General features: G+C 31.5%; 16 protein-coding genes. 4 read left to right on the forward strand and 12 right to left on the reverse strand.

Annotated elements, in window-relative coordinates; all coding sequences use genetic code 11:
- Positions 1-49: 49 nt before the first annotated feature.
- Positions 50-778 carry a hypothetical protein gene (locus tag KPL44_RS00500; RefSeq protein WP_216246445.1) on the forward strand — a complete coding sequence of 243 codons (729 nt, stop codon included), beginning with the start codon at positions 50-52 and terminating at the stop codon, positions 776-778.
- Between the two features lie 183 nt (positions 779-961).
- On the opposite strand, the gene yihA is transcribed toward KPL44_RS00500, so the two are convergent.
- From yihA to KPL44_RS00540, 8 genes are all read right to left on the reverse strand, one after another.
- Positions 962-1,585 (reverse strand): ribosome biogenesis GTP-binding protein YihA/YsxC, encoded by a 624-nt coding sequence (gene yihA, locus KPL44_RS00505; protein ID WP_216246446.1) that lies wholly within the window; start codon positions 1,583-1,585, stop codon positions 962-964.
- A complete protein-coding gene (gene lon, locus KPL44_RS00510) occupies positions 1,566-3,923 on the reverse strand; it encodes an endopeptidase La (protein ID WP_216246447.1) in 2,358 nt (785 codons plus the stop codon). Before lon ends, yihA begins: the two co-directional genes overlap by 20 nt.
- A gap of 291 nt (positions 3,924-4,214) precedes the next feature.
- Positions 4,215-5,897 carry an ATP-dependent protease LonB gene (gene lonB / locus KPL44_RS00515; RefSeq protein WP_216246448.1) on the reverse strand — a complete coding sequence of 561 codons (1,683 nt, stop codon included), beginning with the start codon at positions 5,895-5,897 and terminating at the stop codon, positions 4,215-4,217.
- Positions 5,898-6,141: 244 nt separating this feature from the next.
- Positions 6,142-7,434, reverse strand: coding sequence for an ATP-dependent Clp protease ATP-binding subunit ClpX (clpX, locus tag KPL44_RS00520; protein WP_216246449.1), 1,293 nt, complete (start codon positions 7,432-7,434; stop codon positions 6,142-6,144).
- A 19-nt stretch (positions 7,435-7,453) separates the two neighbouring features.
- Positions 7,454-8,038 (reverse strand): ATP-dependent Clp endopeptidase proteolytic subunit ClpP, encoded by a 585-nt coding sequence (clpP, locus tag KPL44_RS00525; protein WP_171298053.1) that lies wholly within the window; start codon positions 8,036-8,038, stop codon positions 7,454-7,456.
- 153 nt (positions 8,039-8,191) lie between these two features.
- Positions 8,192-9,484, reverse strand: a complete 1,293-nt coding sequence (gene tig, locus KPL44_RS00530; protein ID WP_216246450.1) for a trigger factor — start codon at positions 9,482-9,484, stop codon at positions 8,192-8,194.
- A gap of 203 nt (positions 9,485-9,687) precedes the next feature.
- Positions 9,688-10,488 carry a sugar phosphate isomerase/epimerase family protein gene (locus KPL44_RS00535; protein WP_216246451.1) on the reverse strand — a complete coding sequence of 267 codons (801 nt, stop codon included), beginning with the start codon at positions 10,486-10,488 and terminating at the stop codon, positions 9,688-9,690.
- Positions 10,489-10,504: 16 nt separating this feature from the next.
- A complete protein-coding gene (locus tag KPL44_RS00540) occupies positions 10,505-11,320 on the reverse strand; it encodes a hypothetical protein (RefSeq protein WP_216246453.1) in 816 nt (271 codons plus the stop codon).
- A 673-nt stretch (positions 11,321-11,993) separates the two neighbouring features.
- Between KPL44_RS00540 and pflB the strand changes: the two genes are divergently transcribed.
- Together pflB and pflA are read left to right on the forward strand one after the other, a co-directional pair.
- Entirely contained in the window at positions 11,994-14,222 is a 2,229-nt protein-coding gene (gene pflB, locus KPL44_RS00545) for a formate C-acetyltransferase (RefSeq protein WP_216246455.1), read from the forward strand.
- 180 nt (positions 14,223-14,402) lie between these two features.
- Complete coding sequence (gene pflA, locus KPL44_RS00550) at positions 14,403-15,128, forward strand: pyruvate formate-lyase-activating protein (protein WP_216246457.1); 726 nt, start codon at positions 14,403-14,405, stop codon at positions 15,126-15,128.
- A 668-nt stretch (positions 15,129-15,796) separates the two neighbouring features.
- Here pflA and KPL44_RS00555 read toward each other — a convergent pair.
- From KPL44_RS00555 to KPL44_RS00570, 4 genes are all read right to left on the reverse strand, one after another.
- The gene (locus tag KPL44_RS00555; RefSeq protein WP_216246459.1) at positions 15,797-16,411 is read right to left on the reverse strand and encodes a TetR/AcrR family transcriptional regulator; all 615 of its coding nucleotides are present in this window, start codon (positions 16,409-16,411) and stop codon (positions 15,797-15,799) included.
- A gap of 123 nt (positions 16,412-16,534) precedes the next feature.
- Complete coding sequence (locus KPL44_RS00560) at positions 16,535-18,514, reverse strand: oxidoreductase (RefSeq protein ID WP_216246461.1); 1,980 nt, start codon at positions 18,512-18,514, stop codon at positions 16,535-16,537.
- A 362-nt stretch (positions 18,515-18,876) separates the two neighbouring features.
- Entirely contained in the window at positions 18,877-19,503 is a 627-nt protein-coding gene (locus KPL44_RS00565) for an MBL fold metallo-hydrolase (protein WP_216246464.1), read from the reverse strand.
- A gap of 66 nt (positions 19,504-19,569) precedes the next feature.
- A complete protein-coding gene (locus KPL44_RS00570; protein WP_216246466.1) occupies positions 19,570-20,286 on the reverse strand; it encodes a DsbA family oxidoreductase in 717 nt (238 codons plus the stop codon).
- 217 nt (positions 20,287-20,503) lie between these two features.
- Between KPL44_RS00570 and KPL44_RS00575 the strand changes: the two genes are divergently transcribed.
- Positions 20,504-20,842: a winged helix-turn-helix transcriptional regulator gene (locus KPL44_RS00575; RefSeq protein WP_253201569.1), complete on the forward strand. Its 339-nt coding sequence runs from the start codon at positions 20,504-20,506 to the stop codon at positions 20,840-20,842.
- The last annotated feature ends 3 nt before the right edge of the window (positions 20,843-20,845 follow it).

A 20,845-nucleotide genomic window follows, 5' to 3' on the forward strand; every position in this document is an offset into this window, starting at 1 on the left:
AGGTTTATTAATCACAGAATTATAATTAGTAAACAATAAGGAGTAAGATATGAAAAGTAGTAAGGAAGATTTGAAAAAACGTGGTTATATAGATAATGCTGATATTACTAATGATTATAAATTACTGACAATTGATGAATTATGTGTTTTGTTAAAATCAAAAAAAGCATTAGAAAGAACTATTGCTGTAAGGTTGTTAGAAAACTGTAATAATATTTCGCAATTAGATTTAGGTATTATTTTATTAGAAACTCTTGTGAAAGAGAAATCCCTCTATACAAAAATAGAAATATGTAGTTCATTAGAAAAAGGAGATAGTGAAATTGCGAAACAAATGCTTAGTTATGTGGGTAAAATAGGGAAAAATCAACATATTAAATTACCTAATAAAGTTTCCGAAAAAATAAGTTATCCTTTGCCAAGAGATATTATCGCAAGGGTAATGGGGAAAATGAATAAATCGGTATTGCCTATATTAGTTGAATCCCTTAACGATTATGATGTTTTTGTAATTCGAGAGGTTATTGATGGCATAGGATTTTTATGCTTTTATAATGATATTCCTAACGAATGTTTTGTTGTTAAAAAACTTATCAAGTGTTATGAAAAATATAAATATGATTACATTCTTCGTTGGAAAATTACAATGGCATTTTCGGCTTTTAATATTGAATTTGCAACCTCTGAACTAAAAAAAATAATACGCAATGATAATGAAGACCTTATCATAAAAGAAGCATATAGGGCATTAAACCTGATTGAAAAACGGTGTAAATAATTTAAGGAAGCCATTTTTGTCTTCCTTTAAAAATTGTCATATTACCAACACTGTCGTTAAACATTAAAATTAATATAAAATGGAGTGTTAACGAAAAATAGACCTTATTACGAAGTGTGCAAGTAATAACTTGCACACCGTAATATAGATCTATTTTATATCTCTACTGAAATTTTTTTCTTATTATAGTATTGGATTTCCATTAGAAGTTAGTGGTTCATCTTCTGAACTGTCGTTAAACATATTTCCTAAAAGTTCTTTGACCCCTATTTTTTTAAGTGATGAGATATTTATAATCGCCTCACTTGGATCTAGTTGTAAAGTTTCCCTTATTAACTTATTATTCTTTACTAATTCTGCTCTGTTTAGTTTATCTTTTTTAGTTGCAACTATTACAACTTCATATCCAAAATGTTTAATCCATCCGTACATTAGAAGGTCATCTTTAGTTGGCTTACGTCTACAGTCCACTAGTAATGCTACCTTTTGTAGTTGAGGCCTACGAACTAAATAGTCCTCCATCATTTTTCCCCATTTAGCTTGTTCAGTTTTGGATACTTTTGCATATCCGTAACCTGGCAAATCTACAAAATAAAAACTATCATTTATTAAAAAGAAATTTATAAGTCTAGTTTTTCCTGGTGTTCCACTAACTTTAACTAATTTTCTTCTATTTGTTATAGTATTTATCAAAGATGACTTGCCTACATTCGATCTTCCAACAAAAGCATATTCTACTCTATTATCTGTTGGGTACTGAGCAGGTTTTACTGCTGATATTATAAATTCAGATTGTTTTATCTCCATTATTTATCTCTCCATTTAATGTATTTTCAAGTAATGCATGTTCAAGTACATTTTCTACTTTACTTGCAAATATAAATTTTAGTTTGTCCTTAATACTCTTTGGTATTTTTTCTGTATCTTTTTCATTCTCACAAGGAATTATAATTGTATCAATACCTGCTCTATATGCAGCTAATGATTTCTCCTTAAGCCCTCCAATAGGTAGCACTCTTCCTGTAAGCGTAATTTCGCCAGTCATTGCTACATTATGCCTTACTTTTCTATTAGTCAATGCAGACACCATTGCAGTTATCATAGTTACACCAGCCGATGGTCCATCTTTAGGTACTGACCCCTCTGGAACATGAATATGGATATCCTTATTTTTATAGAAGTCTTTATCTATATTATACTTAGAAGCATTAGCTCTAACATAACTATATCCAGCTTTAGCGGATTCCTTCATAACATCCCCTAGTTGTCCTGTAAGTTCTAGCTTACCCGTTCCATCCATAGCACTCGCCTCAACTGGTAATGTAACCCCACCAACTTCAGTCCATGCTAGTCCAGTTACTACACCAACTTTATCTTCAGTTTCAGCTTTGTCATAAGTAAACATAACTGCACCTAAATATCTCTTAACATGAGATGCTGTAACATTAACACCCTTTTTGTTTTTCTCTACCATTTCTGTTATTGCCTTTCGAATTACAGAAGCAATTTGTCTTTCAAGACTTCTAACCCCTGATTCTCTTGTATAGTTTTCAATTATACAAGTTATTGAATTGTCCGAAAAGGTTATACTACCATCATCCATATTATGTTCTTTTAACATCTTTGGAATAATATGATTTTTAGCAATATGAAATTTTTCCTCTGATGTATATCCTGATACCTCAATGACTTCCATTCTATCTAATAAAGCTCTTGGAATAGTGTCCAATTTATTTGCAGTAGTTATGAATAAGACTTTTGATAAATCAAAATCTAATTCTAGGTAATGATCCCTAAAGCTAGCATTTTGTTCACTATCCAATACTTCTAAAAGAGCATCTGCAGGATCGCCTTTAATATCACCACTCATCTTATCAATTTCATCTAATAAGAACAATGGATTCTTTGATCCGGCTTGTTTCATTGCATATATAATCCTACCTGGAATTGCTCCCACGTAAGTTTTTCTATGCCCCCTTATTTCAGCTTCATCTTTTACTCCACCAAGTGACATTCTAACAAAGTTTCTATTTAATGCATTTGCAACAGACTTCGCTATAGATGTTTTACCAACTCCTGGTGGCCCTACCAAACAAAGTATAGGTCCCTTAAGCGTCTTGCTAATTTTTTTAACTGCTAAATATTCTATTATTCTTTCTTTAACATCCTCAAGCCCGTAATGCTCTTTATCAAAAACTTCTCTGGCCTTACTTATGTCAATGTTATCTTTAGTCGATTTATTCCAAGGTAGAGCTAATATCCAATCTAAATACGACTTTGATACTCCACTATCGGCAGAATAATTTCCTGAACTTTTTAATCTATTTAGCTCATAATTTGCTTTTTCTTTTGGCTCTTTAGGCAGTTTTGCCTTTTTTATTTTGATTTCATACTCAATTATTTCTTTTTTGTTTTCGTCATCTTCCCCTAGTTCCTCTTGTATAGCTTTCATTTGTTCTCTTAGATAATATTCCTTTTGAATTTTATCTATTTTACCTTTAACCTTGCTTCCAATCTTCTTTTCTATTTTTAAGACTTCAAGCTCATTCTTTAATATAAATAACAGTTTTTCAAGTCTCTTAGTAACATCTAATATTTCAAGCAATTCTTGTTTTGTTTGTGGCTTTAATATTAAATAGGAACTTACAATGTCACAATATCTTCCAGGTTCTTCTGTTTCTTCTAAACTGAATAACGCATCAGGAAAACTGTTAACCGATAAATTTATGTATTCTTCAAAAGCTTTATCTATAAGTCTAATATATGCCTTACATTTTTTATCATCTGCGCTTTGTTCATCGTAAATAAGCTCTACTTCCACACTTACAAAGGGTTCCTTATCCTTATACTCTGAAATTTTTCCTCTTTGCATTCCCTCAACTAGTACTCTAATTGAATCTCCCGGTAACTTTAATATTTGTTTAACGTTACAAATAGTACCAATTTCATATATATCCTTTTCTTCTGGCTCTTCGATTTTCGATACTTTCTGTGAAACCAGAAAAATTTCTTGATTATTTAGCATAGCATTTTCTAAGGCAAGTATAGATTTTTCTCTACCAACATCAAAATGCAATACCATATATGGAAATATATTCATACCCCTTAACGGAATTAACGGAAGAAGTTTTGTTGTTTTATCCATTTTTCTCCCTCTTTTCTATATTATATTAATCGTCGTTTATAAATATAAAATTATTATTTTAATTTTATATAAACTCCATATCATAAACTATAAATACTTATTTGTTTTATTTTTATAGTTACACTACATTTACATAATAGCAGTATATAAATATAGCAACACTATATTACTATAGTGACACTACTATAGTATACCTATAATATAATTATTTTTCAATACTACAACCTTTAAAATAAAAAAGGTAATCCACTATATTTTAAAATGGATTACCTTTTTAAAAAAAATGACAAACTAAATTTTTAATGACTTTGCCGCTATAACGTCTACCTCTGGCTCGAATGTAGTTTTAATATTTTTAGGTATTTCTAGAAGCAACGCTTCTTTTATTACCTCACTAATGTTATTAACTGGTATGATTTTAATATTTTCTATGGTATTAAAACTATCTTGAAAGTTATCCCTTGGAATAATTACTTTTGTGGCTCCTGCTTTTTTAGCCGCGGCGATTTTAGCATTTACACCACCTATTGGCAATACATTACCATGTATTGATATCTCTCCTGTCATAGCAACCATGTTATCCACGGGTATTCCTTTTATCGCACTGTACATTGCAGTTGTTATGCTTACTCCAGCAGAAGGTCCATCCACTGGTGATCCACCTGGGAAATTAACATGAATATCATAATCGTCACAATCTATGTTAAAATATTTTTCAAGTACTGTAACTACATTTTCTACTGAAGATCTTGCAGTGCTTTTTCGTCGAAGTTTTTTATTACTACTACTTATTTCCTCTTCTTCAATAATTCCTGTAATTTTAAGAATGCCTTTTCTAAGCTTTACTCTTTTGGCACTAGCTTCAATTTCCATTACAGCTCCTATATTAGCTCCATAAACTGCAAGCCCATTTACATAACCAATTTGTGGTTTATCAGATATCCTAGACTCAACCCTAGGGGAATATTGACCATTTTCTATAACCCACTCGATATCTTCAATACTCACTTCATCTCTTTCGTCATTAATTGCCATTCCACAAGCTAGTTGAATTAAATTAACAGTATCACGTCCATTACTTGAGTATTTACCTACAAGGTCTAGTGCCTTATCGCAAATTTTAAGGTCCATTTTACTTATTGAATTTTTGGCAATTTGTTGTAACTCTTCAGGTAATAATGCTCTAAAAAATATTTCTATACACCTTGATCTTATAGCAGGCATTATTTCTTCTGGATTACGTGTAGTTGCACCAATTAACCTAAAATCAGCTGGCAGTCCTTCATCAAACACTTCCTTAATATAAAGAGGCATATTAGGATCCTCTTCATTATAATAAGCACTATCTAAAAAGACTTTTCTATCTTCTAATACCTTAAGAAGTTTATTCATTTCTATAGGATGCAATTCCCCAATTTCATCAATAAATAGGATGCCACCATGTGCTTTTGTAACGGCACCAGGCTTAGGTTGAGGTACTCCGGCTACTCCGAGTGGCCCTGCTCCTTGGTAGATAGGATCATGAACTGATCCTATAAGTGGATCTGCTATACCTCGTTCATCAAACCTAACAGTAGTACCATCTATTTCAATAAACTTCGAATCTTCCTTAAAAGGAGATCTTGCTCTTTTTTTAGCATCTGCAAGCACTAATCTAGCAGCTGCTGTTTTCCCTATTCCAGGCGGGCCATAAATTATGACATGTTGAGGATTAGGTCCACATATCGCTGCCTGTAATGCCTTAATTCCCTCTTCTTGGCCTATAACCTCTTCAAATTTTGTTGGTCTGCTTTTTTCCGTAAGTGGCTCCGTAAGGCTTATGTTTTTCATTTTTCTTAAGTTTTCCATTTCTTTTCTATTTTCCTTACTAACGACCACCTTACCACTTTTCTGAGCTTTTAATGCATTAAAAAAATATAACCCAATAACCACCGTAAAAAAGAATTGTACTGCCATGAGAATTTTAGTTGTCATATTAATTAAAGTTTAATGATGAAGCTATTAAACTAATCCTCCTTTCGCATATTAAATTTGCATATTTTAGTAAATATTGCATCTTTTGATATTATGCTCAAGTAGGATTAAATGTATTCACTTTCTTCCATATAATATTATTAATTAATATAATATTTTGCTTTTAAATTTGTATTTTTATAATTAAACAAAACACAAAAAGACGGATATAATATCCGTCTTTTTGTGTTTTGCAAAGATTCATTTATGCTGATTCTGGTCCTTTTTTACTTTTAATTTGTTTTGTAATTTTTATTTTTTCTCTTTTTCCACCTTCAGCTAAAACTAGTTCTGGATTTCTAGTTTGAATAGTATCCGCATTAATTATAACTTTAGCTACTTCTTCATTTGATGGAATATCAAACATAACTTCCTTCATCGTGTCTTCTATAATAGATCTAAGTCCACGAGCTCCAGTTTCTCTTTTAATAGCCTCTTTTGCAATAGCCTTTAAAGCTTCTTCTTTAAACTCTAATTCCACATTATCCATCTCAAACAATTTTTTATATTGTTTTACTAATGCGTTTTTAGGTTCACTAAGAATTTTAACTAATGCCTCTTCGTCCAATGCTTCAAGTGTAACAACTATTGGAAGTCTACCTACAAATTCTGGAATTAGTCCAAATTTCAATAAATCCCCAGGCATTATAGACTTAAGTAACTCTCCTACATTTGCTTCATGTTTAGATCTTATTTCAGCTCCAAACCCAACTGATGTAGTTCTAGTCCTTTTTTCTATGATTTTATCAAGGCCATCAAATGCTCCTCCACAGATAAATAAAATATTAGCAGTATTTATCTGAATAAACTCTTGGTGAGGATGTTTTCTTCCACCTTGTGGTGGAACTGATGCTGTTGTTCCTTCTAATATTTTAAGTAATGCCTGTTGAACTCCTTCTCCAGATACATCACGAGTAATAGACGGATTCTCAGATTTTCTTGCTATCTTATCTATTTCATCTATATATATAATACCTTTTTCTGCTTTTTCTACATCATAATCAGCATTTTGTATTAATTTAAGAAGAATATTTTCAACATCTTCTCCTACATACCCTGCTTCAGTAAGCGTAGTTGCATCCGCTATAGCAAAAGGTACATTTAAAAATTTTGCTAATGTTTGAGCAAGCAAAGTTTTACCACAGCCTGTAGGTCCAAGTAATAGAATATTACTTTTTTGAAGTTCAACATCACTCTCATTAACATTTGAGTTTATTCTTTTATAATGATTATAAACAGCTACTGCTAATGATTTTTTAGCTGTATTTTGTCCAATTACATAATCATCTATATAGTTTTTTATTTCTGCAGGTTTTGGAAGTGCTCCTAAATCTAATTCAACATCACCCTGGAATTCATCTACAATTATTTCAGAACACAATTCTATACATTCATCACAAATATATACTCCTGGTCCCGCAATTAATCTTCTAACTTGTTCCTGGGTTTTACCACAAAAAGAACATTTAAGTTGTTTTTTTTCATCAAATTTTGTCATATTTTCACCTCTACTAACCTTATTTCTTTTTAGTTATAACTTCATCTATTAGACCATAATCCATAGCTTCTTGTGCACTCATAAAATAATCTCTTTCAACATCATGTTGAATTTTTTCTATTGGTTGTCCGGTTCTTTCACTGTATATTCTATTTAATGTATCCTTAGTTTTCATGATTCGTTTTGCATGAATATCAATATCAGTTGCCTGACCTTGAAATCCTCCTAAAGGTTGATGTATTAAAATCTCACTATTAGGCAATGCAAATCTTTTTCCTTTTTCTCCAGCATTTAATAAAAAAGATCCCATAGATGCTGCCATACCTATACAAATAGTTGAAACTTGTGGTTTGATATATTGCATTGTGTCATATATAGCCATTCCGGATGTAATTGATCCACCTGGACTATTTATATATAAATAAATATCTTTATCAGGGTCTTCAGATTCTAAAAACAATAACTGAGCAACGATTAAACTAGCAGTTACATCATTTACCTCTTCTCCTAGAAAAATTATTCTATCTTTTAATAATCTTGAATAGATATCATAAGATCTTTCACCTCTATTAGTTTGTTCAACAACCATTGGTACTAAACTCATATAACTCACTCCTTTGCTCTAATAATATTACTGCCTTAACAGGTAACCTTTTCCTTAATTATATCCTAAATATTAGCTTTTTAATCATTTAGTTTTATCCTATATTTAAAATTAATTGCCAGATAAATATCTGGCAATTAATTTAAATCTATATTATGCTATCACTTTAGCATTTTCAACTAACATTTTTATCACTTTTTCATTTAAAACATCAATTTTTAGATATTGTTTTTGTGCTTTCATAATTAAATCTGCAGTTTTGTCTATATCTTTGTCTCCGTATTGTTTTGCAACTTCTTTAGCTTTTGCAAGCATTTCTTCATCGCTTGCTTCAACCTTTTCTTTTTTCGCTATTTCGGTTATAACTAAATCAGTCTTAACTCGCTTTTCAGCTGATTCTTTCATAAACGCTCTAACTTTTTCTTCAGTATTGTTTGTATACTGATAATATGATTCAAGATCTAATCCTTGTTGTTTTAATTTCATTTCTAAATCTTTAAGCATTACATCAGTTTCTCTTTTTACCATAATTTCTGGAATGTCCATTTCAACATTAGAGCAAGCTGCATCTATTACTGCTTCTTCAAATTCTTTCTTTTCTCTATCTTTACCTGATTTTTCAAGTGCATTTTTAATGTCATTTCTTAATTCTTCTAAAGTATCAAATTCTGATATTTCTTTAGCAAATTCATCATCAATAGCTGGTAATTCTTTTGCTTTCATGCTTTTAACAGTCACATTAAAAGTTGCTTGTTTACCATTTAAGTCTTCTCTTCCATATGCTTCTGGGAAGTTAACTTTAACTTCTTTAGCATCTCCAGCTTTTAAACCAACTAATTGTTCTTCAAAAGTATCAATAAATGATCCTGAACCAATTTCTAGTTCAAAATCTTTTCCTTCTCCACCTTCAAAAGCTGTTTCTTCAATAAATCCTTTGAAATCTATAATTGCTATGTCGCCCATTGCAACTGTGCCATCTAGTTTATCTTCTATTCTAGCATTTTTTTCTTGCATGCCTTTTAGTTGACTTTCAATTTCATCATCTGATACATTATATTCAACTTTCTTAGCCTCTAGTCCTTTATATTCTCCAAGTTTAACCTCAGGTGCTACTTCGACTGAAGCTGTGTATATAAACTCTTTTCCTTCCCCTATTTGAATAATATCAATTTTAGGATAGTCCAAAGGATTTATATCATGTTCTTTTAAAGCCTCTGGATATGTATCATCACAGCAAAAATTTATAGCATCTTCAAAGAAGACATTTTCGCCATACATTTTCTTTATTATATTCATTGGAGCTTTACCTTTTCTGAATCCTGGTATATTCATTGATTTTGAATTTTTTGCACTAGATTTCTTTAAAGATTTATTAAATCTTTCTGCTTCTACCGTTATTTCTAATTTAATAATATTTTTTTCTAATTTTTCCATTTTAATGTTCATTATATTACTCCTCCTAATCACTCACAAATGCTTATTTCTATATATATTATAACATAACTTTTAACGTATTTACAAATACTATTAAGCATATTTGCTCAAATAGTCTAATATTATGATTATACCCAAATTTTAAATAATTTACAAGATAATTTTATTTAATAATTGCTTTAAATGATATAAAACATTTATCGTTTAATGGTCTTCTAGGTCGCTGCAACATCGCTAAACTTTTTCGAAACAAAGTCCTTCACCTTTGTAAGTTCCTCGTAACTTGAAAAATTGTTACTATACACTTCTATAATTCCTTTTCCACTATAGTTAACATTTTTAAGATTTCTTGCAATGTCATCATAGTCTAAATTTCCTTTTCCAGGTAAAAGACAAGGTGAATTATCATCTCTATCATTAATATGAAGATTCACAATGTTACTTCCCATAACTTTAATATACTTTTCTATAGGAATATTAGCTTTGCATGCTTGTTTCAAATCCAGAGTGTAATATGTTGGATATTTACATTTTTGTGACAAAAGAGTTAAGAATTTTAAATCTGATGACATGCACCATGAGACATTTTCCTGTGCCAATTTAATTCCTGCCTCTAGAGTTATATACGAAAGTTCATTATATATATCTACAATAAATTCAGTATCAAGTTCATTAAAATCAGCATACCTCATACCATGAAATGTATAGCAGCTTGCGCCTAAAATCTTTGCTGCCCTAACAACTTCTTTGAATTGTTTTAACACATCTTTACGTCTTCTGTCATATTTATCAAAAAGATATGGTTCAAAAGAAGCTGAAAATGCATGAACTGAATTTACATTGAATTCATATAGCTCTTTTTTTTCCAATAGCACTCTTATAAATTCCTCTTTATACTCACTTTGCGTATTTAAAAATATTTCGCCAAAATTAAATCCTAACTCTTTCATCGTTTGCATACTATGCTCTGTATTCAATTTAGGATAAAAACATGCTGAAGATAATCCTATATTCATGTTTAGCCTCTTTTCGCTATTTTGTTACTTCACCTGATGCAGTTACATAAACTACATCTCCATCTATGTTTGCCTCTAGCCCCTTAGCTGTTGAATCTCCAAAAGTAATTTTCATGCCCGATGCTGGTTGTACCTGCATATGTACATTGTCTTTTAAATTCAACTTCCATATATATTGTACTTTTTTTTCATTCATCCAAGGTAACTCACTAACATACGCAATATTATCTTCATCAATGAACTTTGGTGTAATTGACCATATATAATCCGGATTGTTTTTAAGTTGGTCTTCTTTTGAATAATTTTGATTGTTACTAGATGTATATATTTTCCTTGTTATATCTTTGCTAGCTTTATTTATGTCAACATATATTATATCTTGATTTTTTGTACTCTGTATAACAATCAGCTTCTTGCTTGGACTTATATCATATGATACATCCTTAGCATTTGATATTCCTTTTATAATCTTATTTGCTGATGCTCCATTATATTCAATAGTTACCTTTTGACCATCAGGCATTGTAGCTATAAAAGATGACTTGTCTGCACTTGCTTTTGCTGCTTTTGCAGTTTTTGCGGCAATTGCTGCTTGCGTAATCTTATCCTTCTGCGCATTTGTCTGTTTCTGCGAAACTTCTTCTGATTTTTTCTGAACTTTATCATCTTTTGATGAGGTAGTAGTTGTACCTTTATTTATTAAACCTTTAAAATCTATATTTAAAAATATGATTAGCCCTATTATAGGTATAATAATTAGTGATAATATTACCTTTTTTCGTTTTTTTATTTTTCTATCATAATCCTTACTAAATATACTAGGTTTCTTCATATGATTTACCTCCATTATAATTGATACGCTGTTATCGCTCATATATTCTGCGTACATAGTTTTTAATCAATAACTATACACTTTCTATTATACCTCATTACAAATGAAAATAATATTGTTTTCTTTAATGGTACGTTATCCTTTTATAGGTAACCGATTTGCATTTCACTATATCCATATTGTGTATTTCAGTATAAACTAATCACAAAATCACTTTAGCATTCAAACTAATATAATTTATTATTTTTTGAATAATTCAATATCTCCTCTGGCATAAAATTACAATTTGCAGTTGTTTCACTTTAAATTACTCCTGTTACTATTTATTTCATTAATTATTTTTCATTATAAAACCCTTATATTACAACGCTTATAAGATTATCTAAATATTTTTAATATTTAAATATTAATAAACCACTTGAACTGTTTCACTTTTAATATTACAATATGTATATCAACAAGATCCATTTACACAAATAAATATTAAATGTTAACTTTATTATTTATTTTATGACTAAGTATTAACAAACATAACAAAGTATTGTATAATACATTCATATAATACTTATTGTTAAACAATATTTATTGTTGATTGCATGATTGTTTAATTACATAACAAAATGATCATATATAACAACATTTTAAAAACAGTATATTATAGGGAGGAAAAACAATGACTAAACAATGGAATGGTTTCAAAGGAGATTCATGGAAAAATAAAATAGATGTGAAAGACTTTATTCAAAAAAACTATACCTTATACGAAGGTGATGATAGTTTTTTAGTAGGAAAAACTGATAAGACCAATAAAGTTTGGGACAAAGCTAATTCCCTTATATTAGAAGAAATCAAAAAAGGTATTATAGATGTTGAAACTAATGAAATTTCAGGAATAGATAACTTTAAACCTGGATATATTGATAAAGAAAATGAAGTAATTGTTGGATTACAAACGGATGCACCACTCAAAAGAATAGTAAATCCATTTGGTGGCTTTAGAATGGTAGAACAATCACTTGAGGAATATGGCTACAAATTAAACAAGGATATAAAAGAATTTTTTCCAAAATACAGAAAAACTCATAATGAAGGAGTTTTTGATGCCTACACCGATGCTACTAAAGTTGCAAGAAATGTAGGGTTATTAACTGGACTTCCAGATGCATATGGGCGTGGAAGAGTAATTGGAGATTATAGAAGAATTGCTCTTTATGGATTAGATTTCTTAGTACAGCAGAAGCAAAAGGATTTAAAAGAACTTACAGGACATGCGTCAGATGATTTAATAAGACATAGAGAAGAAGTAAGTATGCAAATAAGAGCACTTGGTCAAATAAAAAGCATGGCTCTAAAATATGGTGTTGATCTATCGACACCATCTACTACAGCTTGCGACGCTGTTCAAGCAGTTTACCTTGGATATCTTGCAGGAATAAAAGAAAATAATGGTGCCGCAATGTCCCTAGGAAGAACTACTACTTTCTTAGATATTTATTTTGAAAGAGATCTAAAAGCTAGATTAATAACAGAAGATGAAGCTCAAGAAATCATCGATCAATTCGTAATTAAACTTAGAATGGCAAGACATCTAAGAACCCCTGAGTATAATGATTTATTTGGTGGAGACCCTAATTGGGTAACAGAATCTATTGGCGGAGTTGCACTCAACGGTACTCCAATGGTAACAAAGAATTCTTTTAGATTCCTTCATACATTAACAAATCTAGGATCAGCACCAGAACCTAATATGACAGTGCTTTGGTCAGAAAAGTTACCAGAAACTTTCAAGAAGTATTGTGCTAAAATGTCTATTGAAACTGATGCACTTCAGTATGAAAATGATGATATAATGAGACCTATTTACGGAGATGATTACGGCATTGCTTGCTGCGTTTCTGCTATGGAAATAGGAAAGAGAATGCAGTTCTTTGGAGCAAGAGCTAACCTTGCAAAATCATTATTACTATCACTTAATGGTGGAGTTGATGAATTAAAAGGTAAACTTGTAGTACCTGGAATTGAAAAAATAACTGATGAAGTTCTTGATTACGAAAAAGTTAGAAAAATGTATTCAAAGGTTTTGGAATATGTCGCTAACATGTATGTAGACACAATGAACACAATACATTATATGCATGATAAATATGCTTATGAAGCTGGCCAACTTGCTCTTCATGATACTGACCTTAAATACTTCATGGCATTTGGAGTAGCAGGACTTTCAATTGCAGCCGATTCATTAAGTGCTATAAAGTTCGCTAAGGTATCTCCAATAAGAAATGCTGATGGCATAACCATTGATTTTAAAACTGAAGGAGATTTCCCTAAATACGGTAATGATGATGATAGAGTTGATGATTTAGCTGTTGAACTTATCAAGGAATTCAGCAATGCTCTAAAGAAACATCCTGCATATAAGGGAGCAGAACACACCTTGTCAGCACTTACCATTACATCAAATGTAGTTTATGGTAAAAAGACAGGTACAACTCCTGATGGCAGAAAACAAGGCGTACCACTTGCGCCCGGAGCAAACCCAACACAAGGTAACGATGAAAATGGAGCACTTGCATCATTAAATTCAGTTGCTAAGATTCCTTATAGAACCTATTGCCAAGATGGAGTTTCAAATACTTTTTCAATTGTACCTGCTGCACTTGGAATAGACGAACCTACAAGAATAAATAATTTAGTTTTCCTTTTAGATGGTTATTTTGCACAAGCTGCACATCATCTAAATGTAAATGTATTAAATAGAGAAGTTTTAATAGATGCTATGGAAAATCCAGACAAATATCCAACATTAACAATAAGAGTTTCAGGATACGCTGTTCATTTCAACAGATTATCTAAAGAACAACAACTTGAAGTTATAAGCAGAACTTTCCATAAAAAAATCTAGTTAATTTTAAAATATTGTATAATATGAGAGGTACTTATTATAAGTACTTCTCACTTTATATAAAAATTTAACTTCATTTTATATTAAAGCAAAAAGGCTTTCAGTTTTTGTTTTAATATGAAATGAACACAAATAATCTATACATAAAATTGTTTCATTCAAGGCTAAGGAGGAATTTATATGGTAAAAGGTAAAATTCATTCTATAGAAACTATGGGACTAGTTGATGGTCCTGGAATAAGAGTTGTAGTTTTCTTTCAAGGTTGTAAATTGAGATGTGCCTACTGCCATAATCCCGACACTTGGCAGTTGAGTGGTGGTACAGAAATGACGCCTGATGAAATTGTTAAAAAAATAGTTCGTTTCAAACCATACTTTAACAGATCTTGCGGCGGGGTTACTTTCTCTGGTGGCGATCCACTGCTTCAAAGCGAATTTCTACTAGAGTGTTTAAAATTATGTAAGATAAATGGCATTCATACAGCTCTCGATACTGCTGGTTTTGGTGATGGTAATTACGACGAAATATTAAAGTACACAGATTTAGTACTTTTAGATATAAAACAAACAACAGGTAAAGGTTATGTTGCACTAACTGGAAAAGATGCTACAGATGTTAATATATTTTTAGAATCTCTTCGAAAATCAAAATCAAGAGTTTGGGTAAGACACGTTGTTGTTCCTGGTATTACCGATTCAGAGGAACATATAACAAAACTTGCTAAAATTATTAATGAAGAAGTACCTAATTTAGATAAAGTAGAACTTCTTTCATATCATGTTTTAGGAGTTAGTAAATACGAAGAGTTATCTATACCTTATAAACTTAAAGGGGTAGATGCAATGGATAAAGATAAAACTAAAAAACTCCAAATATTAATTGATAGTTTGCTTAATATCAAATAATAGGGTGCATCCATATGAAACTTCTCTCCTGCGTGACCTGAAATAAGAGTTTGAAACATGAAAATTCATTAAGGTATTCTAATCTTTTGCTCATATGAAATTCTCTAACAGCTCACATTCGGCTTACAGCCAGTTCGCTTAGACTTCCTTTCAGGAAGTCTTACGAGAATTTTATATTTGCAAAAGAAGAATTTCTAAATGAATTTTCAATTGTTTCTGCTCTTCTTATTTCCGGTCACTTCCGGTGAAAGTTCATATTGTTATATATTTGAACTGAAATATTTTTAAAATCAACCTCTTACAAAAGAAGAATTACTAAATCAACTTTCAATGTTTATGCTCTTCTTGTTACAAGCCACTTCTGGAGAAAATTCATACTATATCACATTTACATTAAAATATTTCTACGATCAACCTCTTACAAAAGAAGAAAGGCATGTCCCAAGATGATTTTATAATCATTTTTGGATATGCCTTTTCTTCGGTTCAACTATAACCTTTGTTATATTGTATGCTATTTGTGCTTAAATTTATATTTATCAACTATGGTTTCACTAGTAAAATGGATGCTACCTCAATTATCCAAAACACTAATGATTATGAAAATTTATTAGTTATTAAACTCCTAGAAGAAAATCCTAGGAAACGTTCTAAAATTTTAAGATGCTTTAACCAACTTTTTTTACTAGATAACCATCAAGATATCTAGTTATGATTCTTGATACTACGGACTCTATATCCATAGAGCCATTGCAAAGACACCACTCAAAGACAGATCCTTTGATGATTGTACACAAGTCTTTACAGACCATATGTAGATCTGTTCCCTCCACTATCAGTTCCAGCTTGTAAGCCTTCTCCATTTCATCTTCGCTTTTTGCCAGGATGGAATTCATCTGGAACTTTCCATCAGTTTCTGTCATGTACGCAGACAATGCCAAGTTATTATTGGAATAGAAGCTCTTCATAAATGGAAGCCCAAGTTCCCGATAATGATTGATCAAGGTCATATAAAGCTCGATGATTCTGCCAGTAATATTGTTTTCAGGTGACCTAAGGTCCGCATCATAAAAGCCTTCAGATACGAAACAAAACATAAGATCATCCTTGTTCTGAAAATAATAATAGAAAGTCCCGACTGCAATGCCCGCTTTCGCGCACACATTCCGCACAGTAACCATTTCAACACCTTTTTCTTTTAGAAGTTGAACGGTAGCTTCCAATATTTTTGATTTATTCTCTATTCTGTTTAATTTCTGCTTTATGATTCTTTCATTAGCCATATTCCATCTCCATAAGTGCTTTATAATTTTATATTATACAGTCATTTTCTGATTTCTTCAACCGTATATATCAAAGTATTGTGGCATCACCTCATAATAAATATTGTTGTTTATTTTTGAGTGTCAGATTTTCAGTGCCGTAAAGAATCCTGACTCTATTGCTTTCTGAATGTTGGCCGTTGAAACGGCATCACCTACCATATAGTATTCCTGGAATTTCGCTTTCAGACTGTCCTCCAGATAGCGTACTGGTTTTGTTCCAAATGCTAGCACTAAAGTATCAAAAGATAATTCCTTAGTCTCGTTATTGTTAATATCCAAAGCCGTAAGCTTATTATTTTCTACTTTCTGAATCTTGTGACTGGTGTAAACTTCGATTCCGGACTTTGCAATAATAGGAAGGATCGTAAGTCGCGTCAGAGGTTCCTCATTCATTGCCAGTTCTGGAAGCAGTTCTACGACGCCTACTTCCATCCCTTTCTCTCTAAGGTAATGGGCAGTTTCTATACCTATCTGACCGCCACCTGCGACCAGTACCCTGCCTGTAGCTTCAGATTTTCCAATAAGTACATCGTCAGCAGTCACTATATTCTCTCTTAGGGAAAGACCCGGAATTTTCGGAATCACCGGTTGGCCTCCAGTAGCAAGAACAACTGCATCTGCCTGAAGAGATGCAATTTTCTCTTCTGTCATCTTATAATTAAAATGAATTGTTAAATTTTCTATTTTAGAGAACTGTGCATTGTAGAAGCGTTGAATATTCGCTAATACGCTCTTTCCAGGAGGACACATAGCAGCCTTGATCTGGCCTCCGCATAATTCTCCTGACTTTTCATATAAATCAACACAATGGCCGCGCATTGCAAGCATGTATGAAACCTCCAGTCCTGCAGGGCCTGCACCAATAACAACAACATGTTTCTTCTTTGCTGCCATTGGAATGCCATCGCCATATTTTAATTCTCGACCTACTGTCGGATTCAATGTACAGCGAATCGTCAGATTGTTGAAGATACGGTTTCCGATACAATGGTTACATGAAACACATCTTCTAATACCTTCCTGATCGCCAGCTTTTATCTTATTTACCCAATCCGGTTCAGCAATCCATGCACGGGACAAGGAAACAAAATCTGCCTTTCCATCTGCAAGCACCTGCTCAGCAAGTTCAGGATCCTGCAGTCTACCTTGAGCGATTACAGGAATACTCACTGCATTCTTAATGGCTTCTGCCAGAGGTACTAAACAACCTTTTTCATGATATATGGTCGGACAGATAAGTGGCATGGTCATGAACAAACCTGCTCCGCAATCGATAGCCGCTACTCCTGCCTTCTCAAGCATCTTTGCAAGTTCGACGGTCTCTTCCACTCCTCTACCAGCTTCACCGATATATTCATCAATTGCCATTCTTACAACAATCGGAAAATCATCTCCAACATTCTTCTTACATGAAGCAACCAGTTCAAGAAGAAAACGAGCGCTATTCTCCAAGCTTCCGCCGTATTCATCATCCCTGTTATTAAAATATGGTGAAAGGAATTCAGCTATCAGATAACCGCAATGTGCATGAATATAGAATGCATCAAAGCCGGCAATCTTGGCACGTCTTGCACATAAACCAAAGACCTCGACAGACTTCTTAATTTCATCTACAGTCAGCTTTCTTACTTTTTTCTGTGCTACAGGACACTGAATCTCACTTGGACCTACATTAGGGATATCATAGACACCCTCTGAGCCACTATCATATGGTGTCCCAAGAGCCTGTGCACCACCGCCCGGTGAAACTAATGGAGCAATCTTGGCTCCTTCTAGATGTACAGCTTCTGTCAACTCGCAAAGCATTGGAATGTAGGCATTGTCGTCAAGACGTAGTGATCTTGGATATGGATCAATAGGGTCAAGCTTTGTATTTCCCGCTATCTGATGCGTAACGATAAGGCCTACTCCACCTTTTGCCCTTCTGACATAATAATCAATTTCACGCTGAGTAACTTGGCCATCAGAAGTAGCAAAATGCGTTTCTGTTGGCCCCATGATGACATGATTACGAAGTGTCATATTACCGATCTTACCTGGTTCAAGTAAATGTTTAAACATGTTTTAGCCTCCTTATTTTTATTTTTTCGAACGTGTTCTAATAATATCGTATTAGTAATATTATATATTGTCAATATATTAGAACATATTCTAATAGTACTGAGAAGTTTTTATTAACCACTTACTGTATAGATCTCATAAGCCTTATATAATCTATTTGTGCATCATATCACTTTTATTCATTTATAAAGTAAAAAGCTAAAGGAAGCATCCTTTAGCCTATATCCCTAATTCAGAATATGTAGTTTTTAAAGCTTTAAAATTCATTTAAATACTATATTAAATCATCTCCTGTGTCACAAAATAGCTTTATATCAAAACAAATTTATTAGGACATAAAGCTATTATAATACCATGTAACTTCAATCATATTTTGTATTTTTCAAACGTCTTACTGTTGTTGTCTTACCATGTCCTGGATAAAGTACAGTGTCTTCCGGCATCGTTAAAATTTTATGTTTAACTTCACTAATCAATGTAACTAAATCTCCACCATAATAATCGCTTATACCTATCTCACCATTATAAATACTATCTCCTACAAATGCTGCTTTTTCATTTTCACTATAAAAAACTACCCCATCTAAAGTATGTCCTGCCACATAAATAACTCTTAATACTATTTCAGAATTAGCTTCTAATTTAATTAACTCATTATTTTTCATGTAATTTGTTGCTTCTATAGTAATATTTTGTCCACAACTAGATGATAAATTCCATATTGTGTTTTGGATATATTTTTTACCATCTTCATGTACATAAACTGGTATATTTAGCGCCTCACTTATTTCTTTTACTGCACCAATGTGATCAAAATGGCCATGTGTTATAAGAATTTTTTCAATTATTAAATTATTTTCTCTTATATAATTTAATAATTTACTAGCTTCTGCACCTGGATCAATTAGAAATCCATGATTACTTTCACTATCTATTAAAAAATATGAATTTGTTGTAAAAACACCTGTTACTGGTAATTCTATAATCATTTATATGCTCCTTATAAATCATAGATTATGAGCTTTATTATTAAAAATAACAGTAATAGATAAGTACTATTTATTATTTGGAATACTACAGCCGTCACTATTACAAACCCTACCGTCTAAATTATCATCTTCTACATTTTCCAATGTTTTTTCTTCTTGTAATGCTTTTTCAATAGCCTTTTTAAATACTATTGATGATTGGGCACCTGAAATTGAATATTTTTCGTTAATCAAAAAGAATGGAACTGCTTGTATTCCAAGTTTACCAGCTTCATATTCGTCATTACGAACATCCTGTGCAAACTTTTTACCATTTAATATATCTTCTACTTCTAATTTATCTAAACCAAATTCAATAGCAATATCAGTTAATACCTTATGATCACTCATTTGTTTATTTTCAGTAAAATATGCATGTAATAATTTTTCTGAAATTTCTATTCCTTTTCCTTTAGTTTCTGCATATTTTGCAATACGATGAGCATCAAATGTATTTGTATACTGTACTGTATCATAATTAAAATCTAGTCCAACGCTTTTAGCATATTCAGTTATACTATCTATCATCTGCTGTGCTTTTTCACTACTCATACGATATTTTGCTGAAATTCTTTCTCTCGTATTTGTTGTTATTTTATAGCTGGCACTTGGGTCTAGTTCAAAACTTTTAAAACTAATCTCTATATCTTTTCTATCCCGAAAATTTTCTAAAGCCTTTTCTAACCTATGTTTTCCGATATAACAGTATGGACATGCATAATCTGACCATATTTCTATTTTCATTTATAAACACCACTTTCGATTAAATATTTTTTTTATAAATGTACATCTATTAATATTAACTCGAGTTAAATCTTACTTGCAAATTAAATTATATACATATATTCATATCTAACAAGTACGCAATAAAATTATAGATACTATAATAAAATATAGTATTGTGTATTTATCTGTATTATAATAGGTATCAAAATTATATATTAAAGGGGAGTTGATTAGATTGAGCGAAGACAAATTCTTACTTCCAGATTGTCCACTTGAATATGCAACTAATATTATGGGTGGAAAATGGAAAATAAGACTTATATGGGAATTATACGAAGCAGACTATGTTAGATTTAATCAATTAAAACGGCAATTAAATGGTATTACAGATATGATGTTATCTAAAATTTTAAAAGAACTAGTAAAAGAAGATATAGTTAAAAGGGTTCAATATAATGAAATTCCTCCACATGTGGAATATTCATTAACTCCAAATGGCTTAAATTTAGTGAATGCATTAAATGAAGTTATAAAATGGTCAAAAGGAACACATAAAGTCAGTAATTTAAAATAACTA

The organism is Clostridium sp. DSM 17811, assembly GCF_018861905.1.
Classification (GTDB): domain Bacteria; phylum Bacillota; class Clostridia; order Clostridiales; family Clostridiaceae; genus Clostridium_AD; species Clostridium_AD frigoriphilum.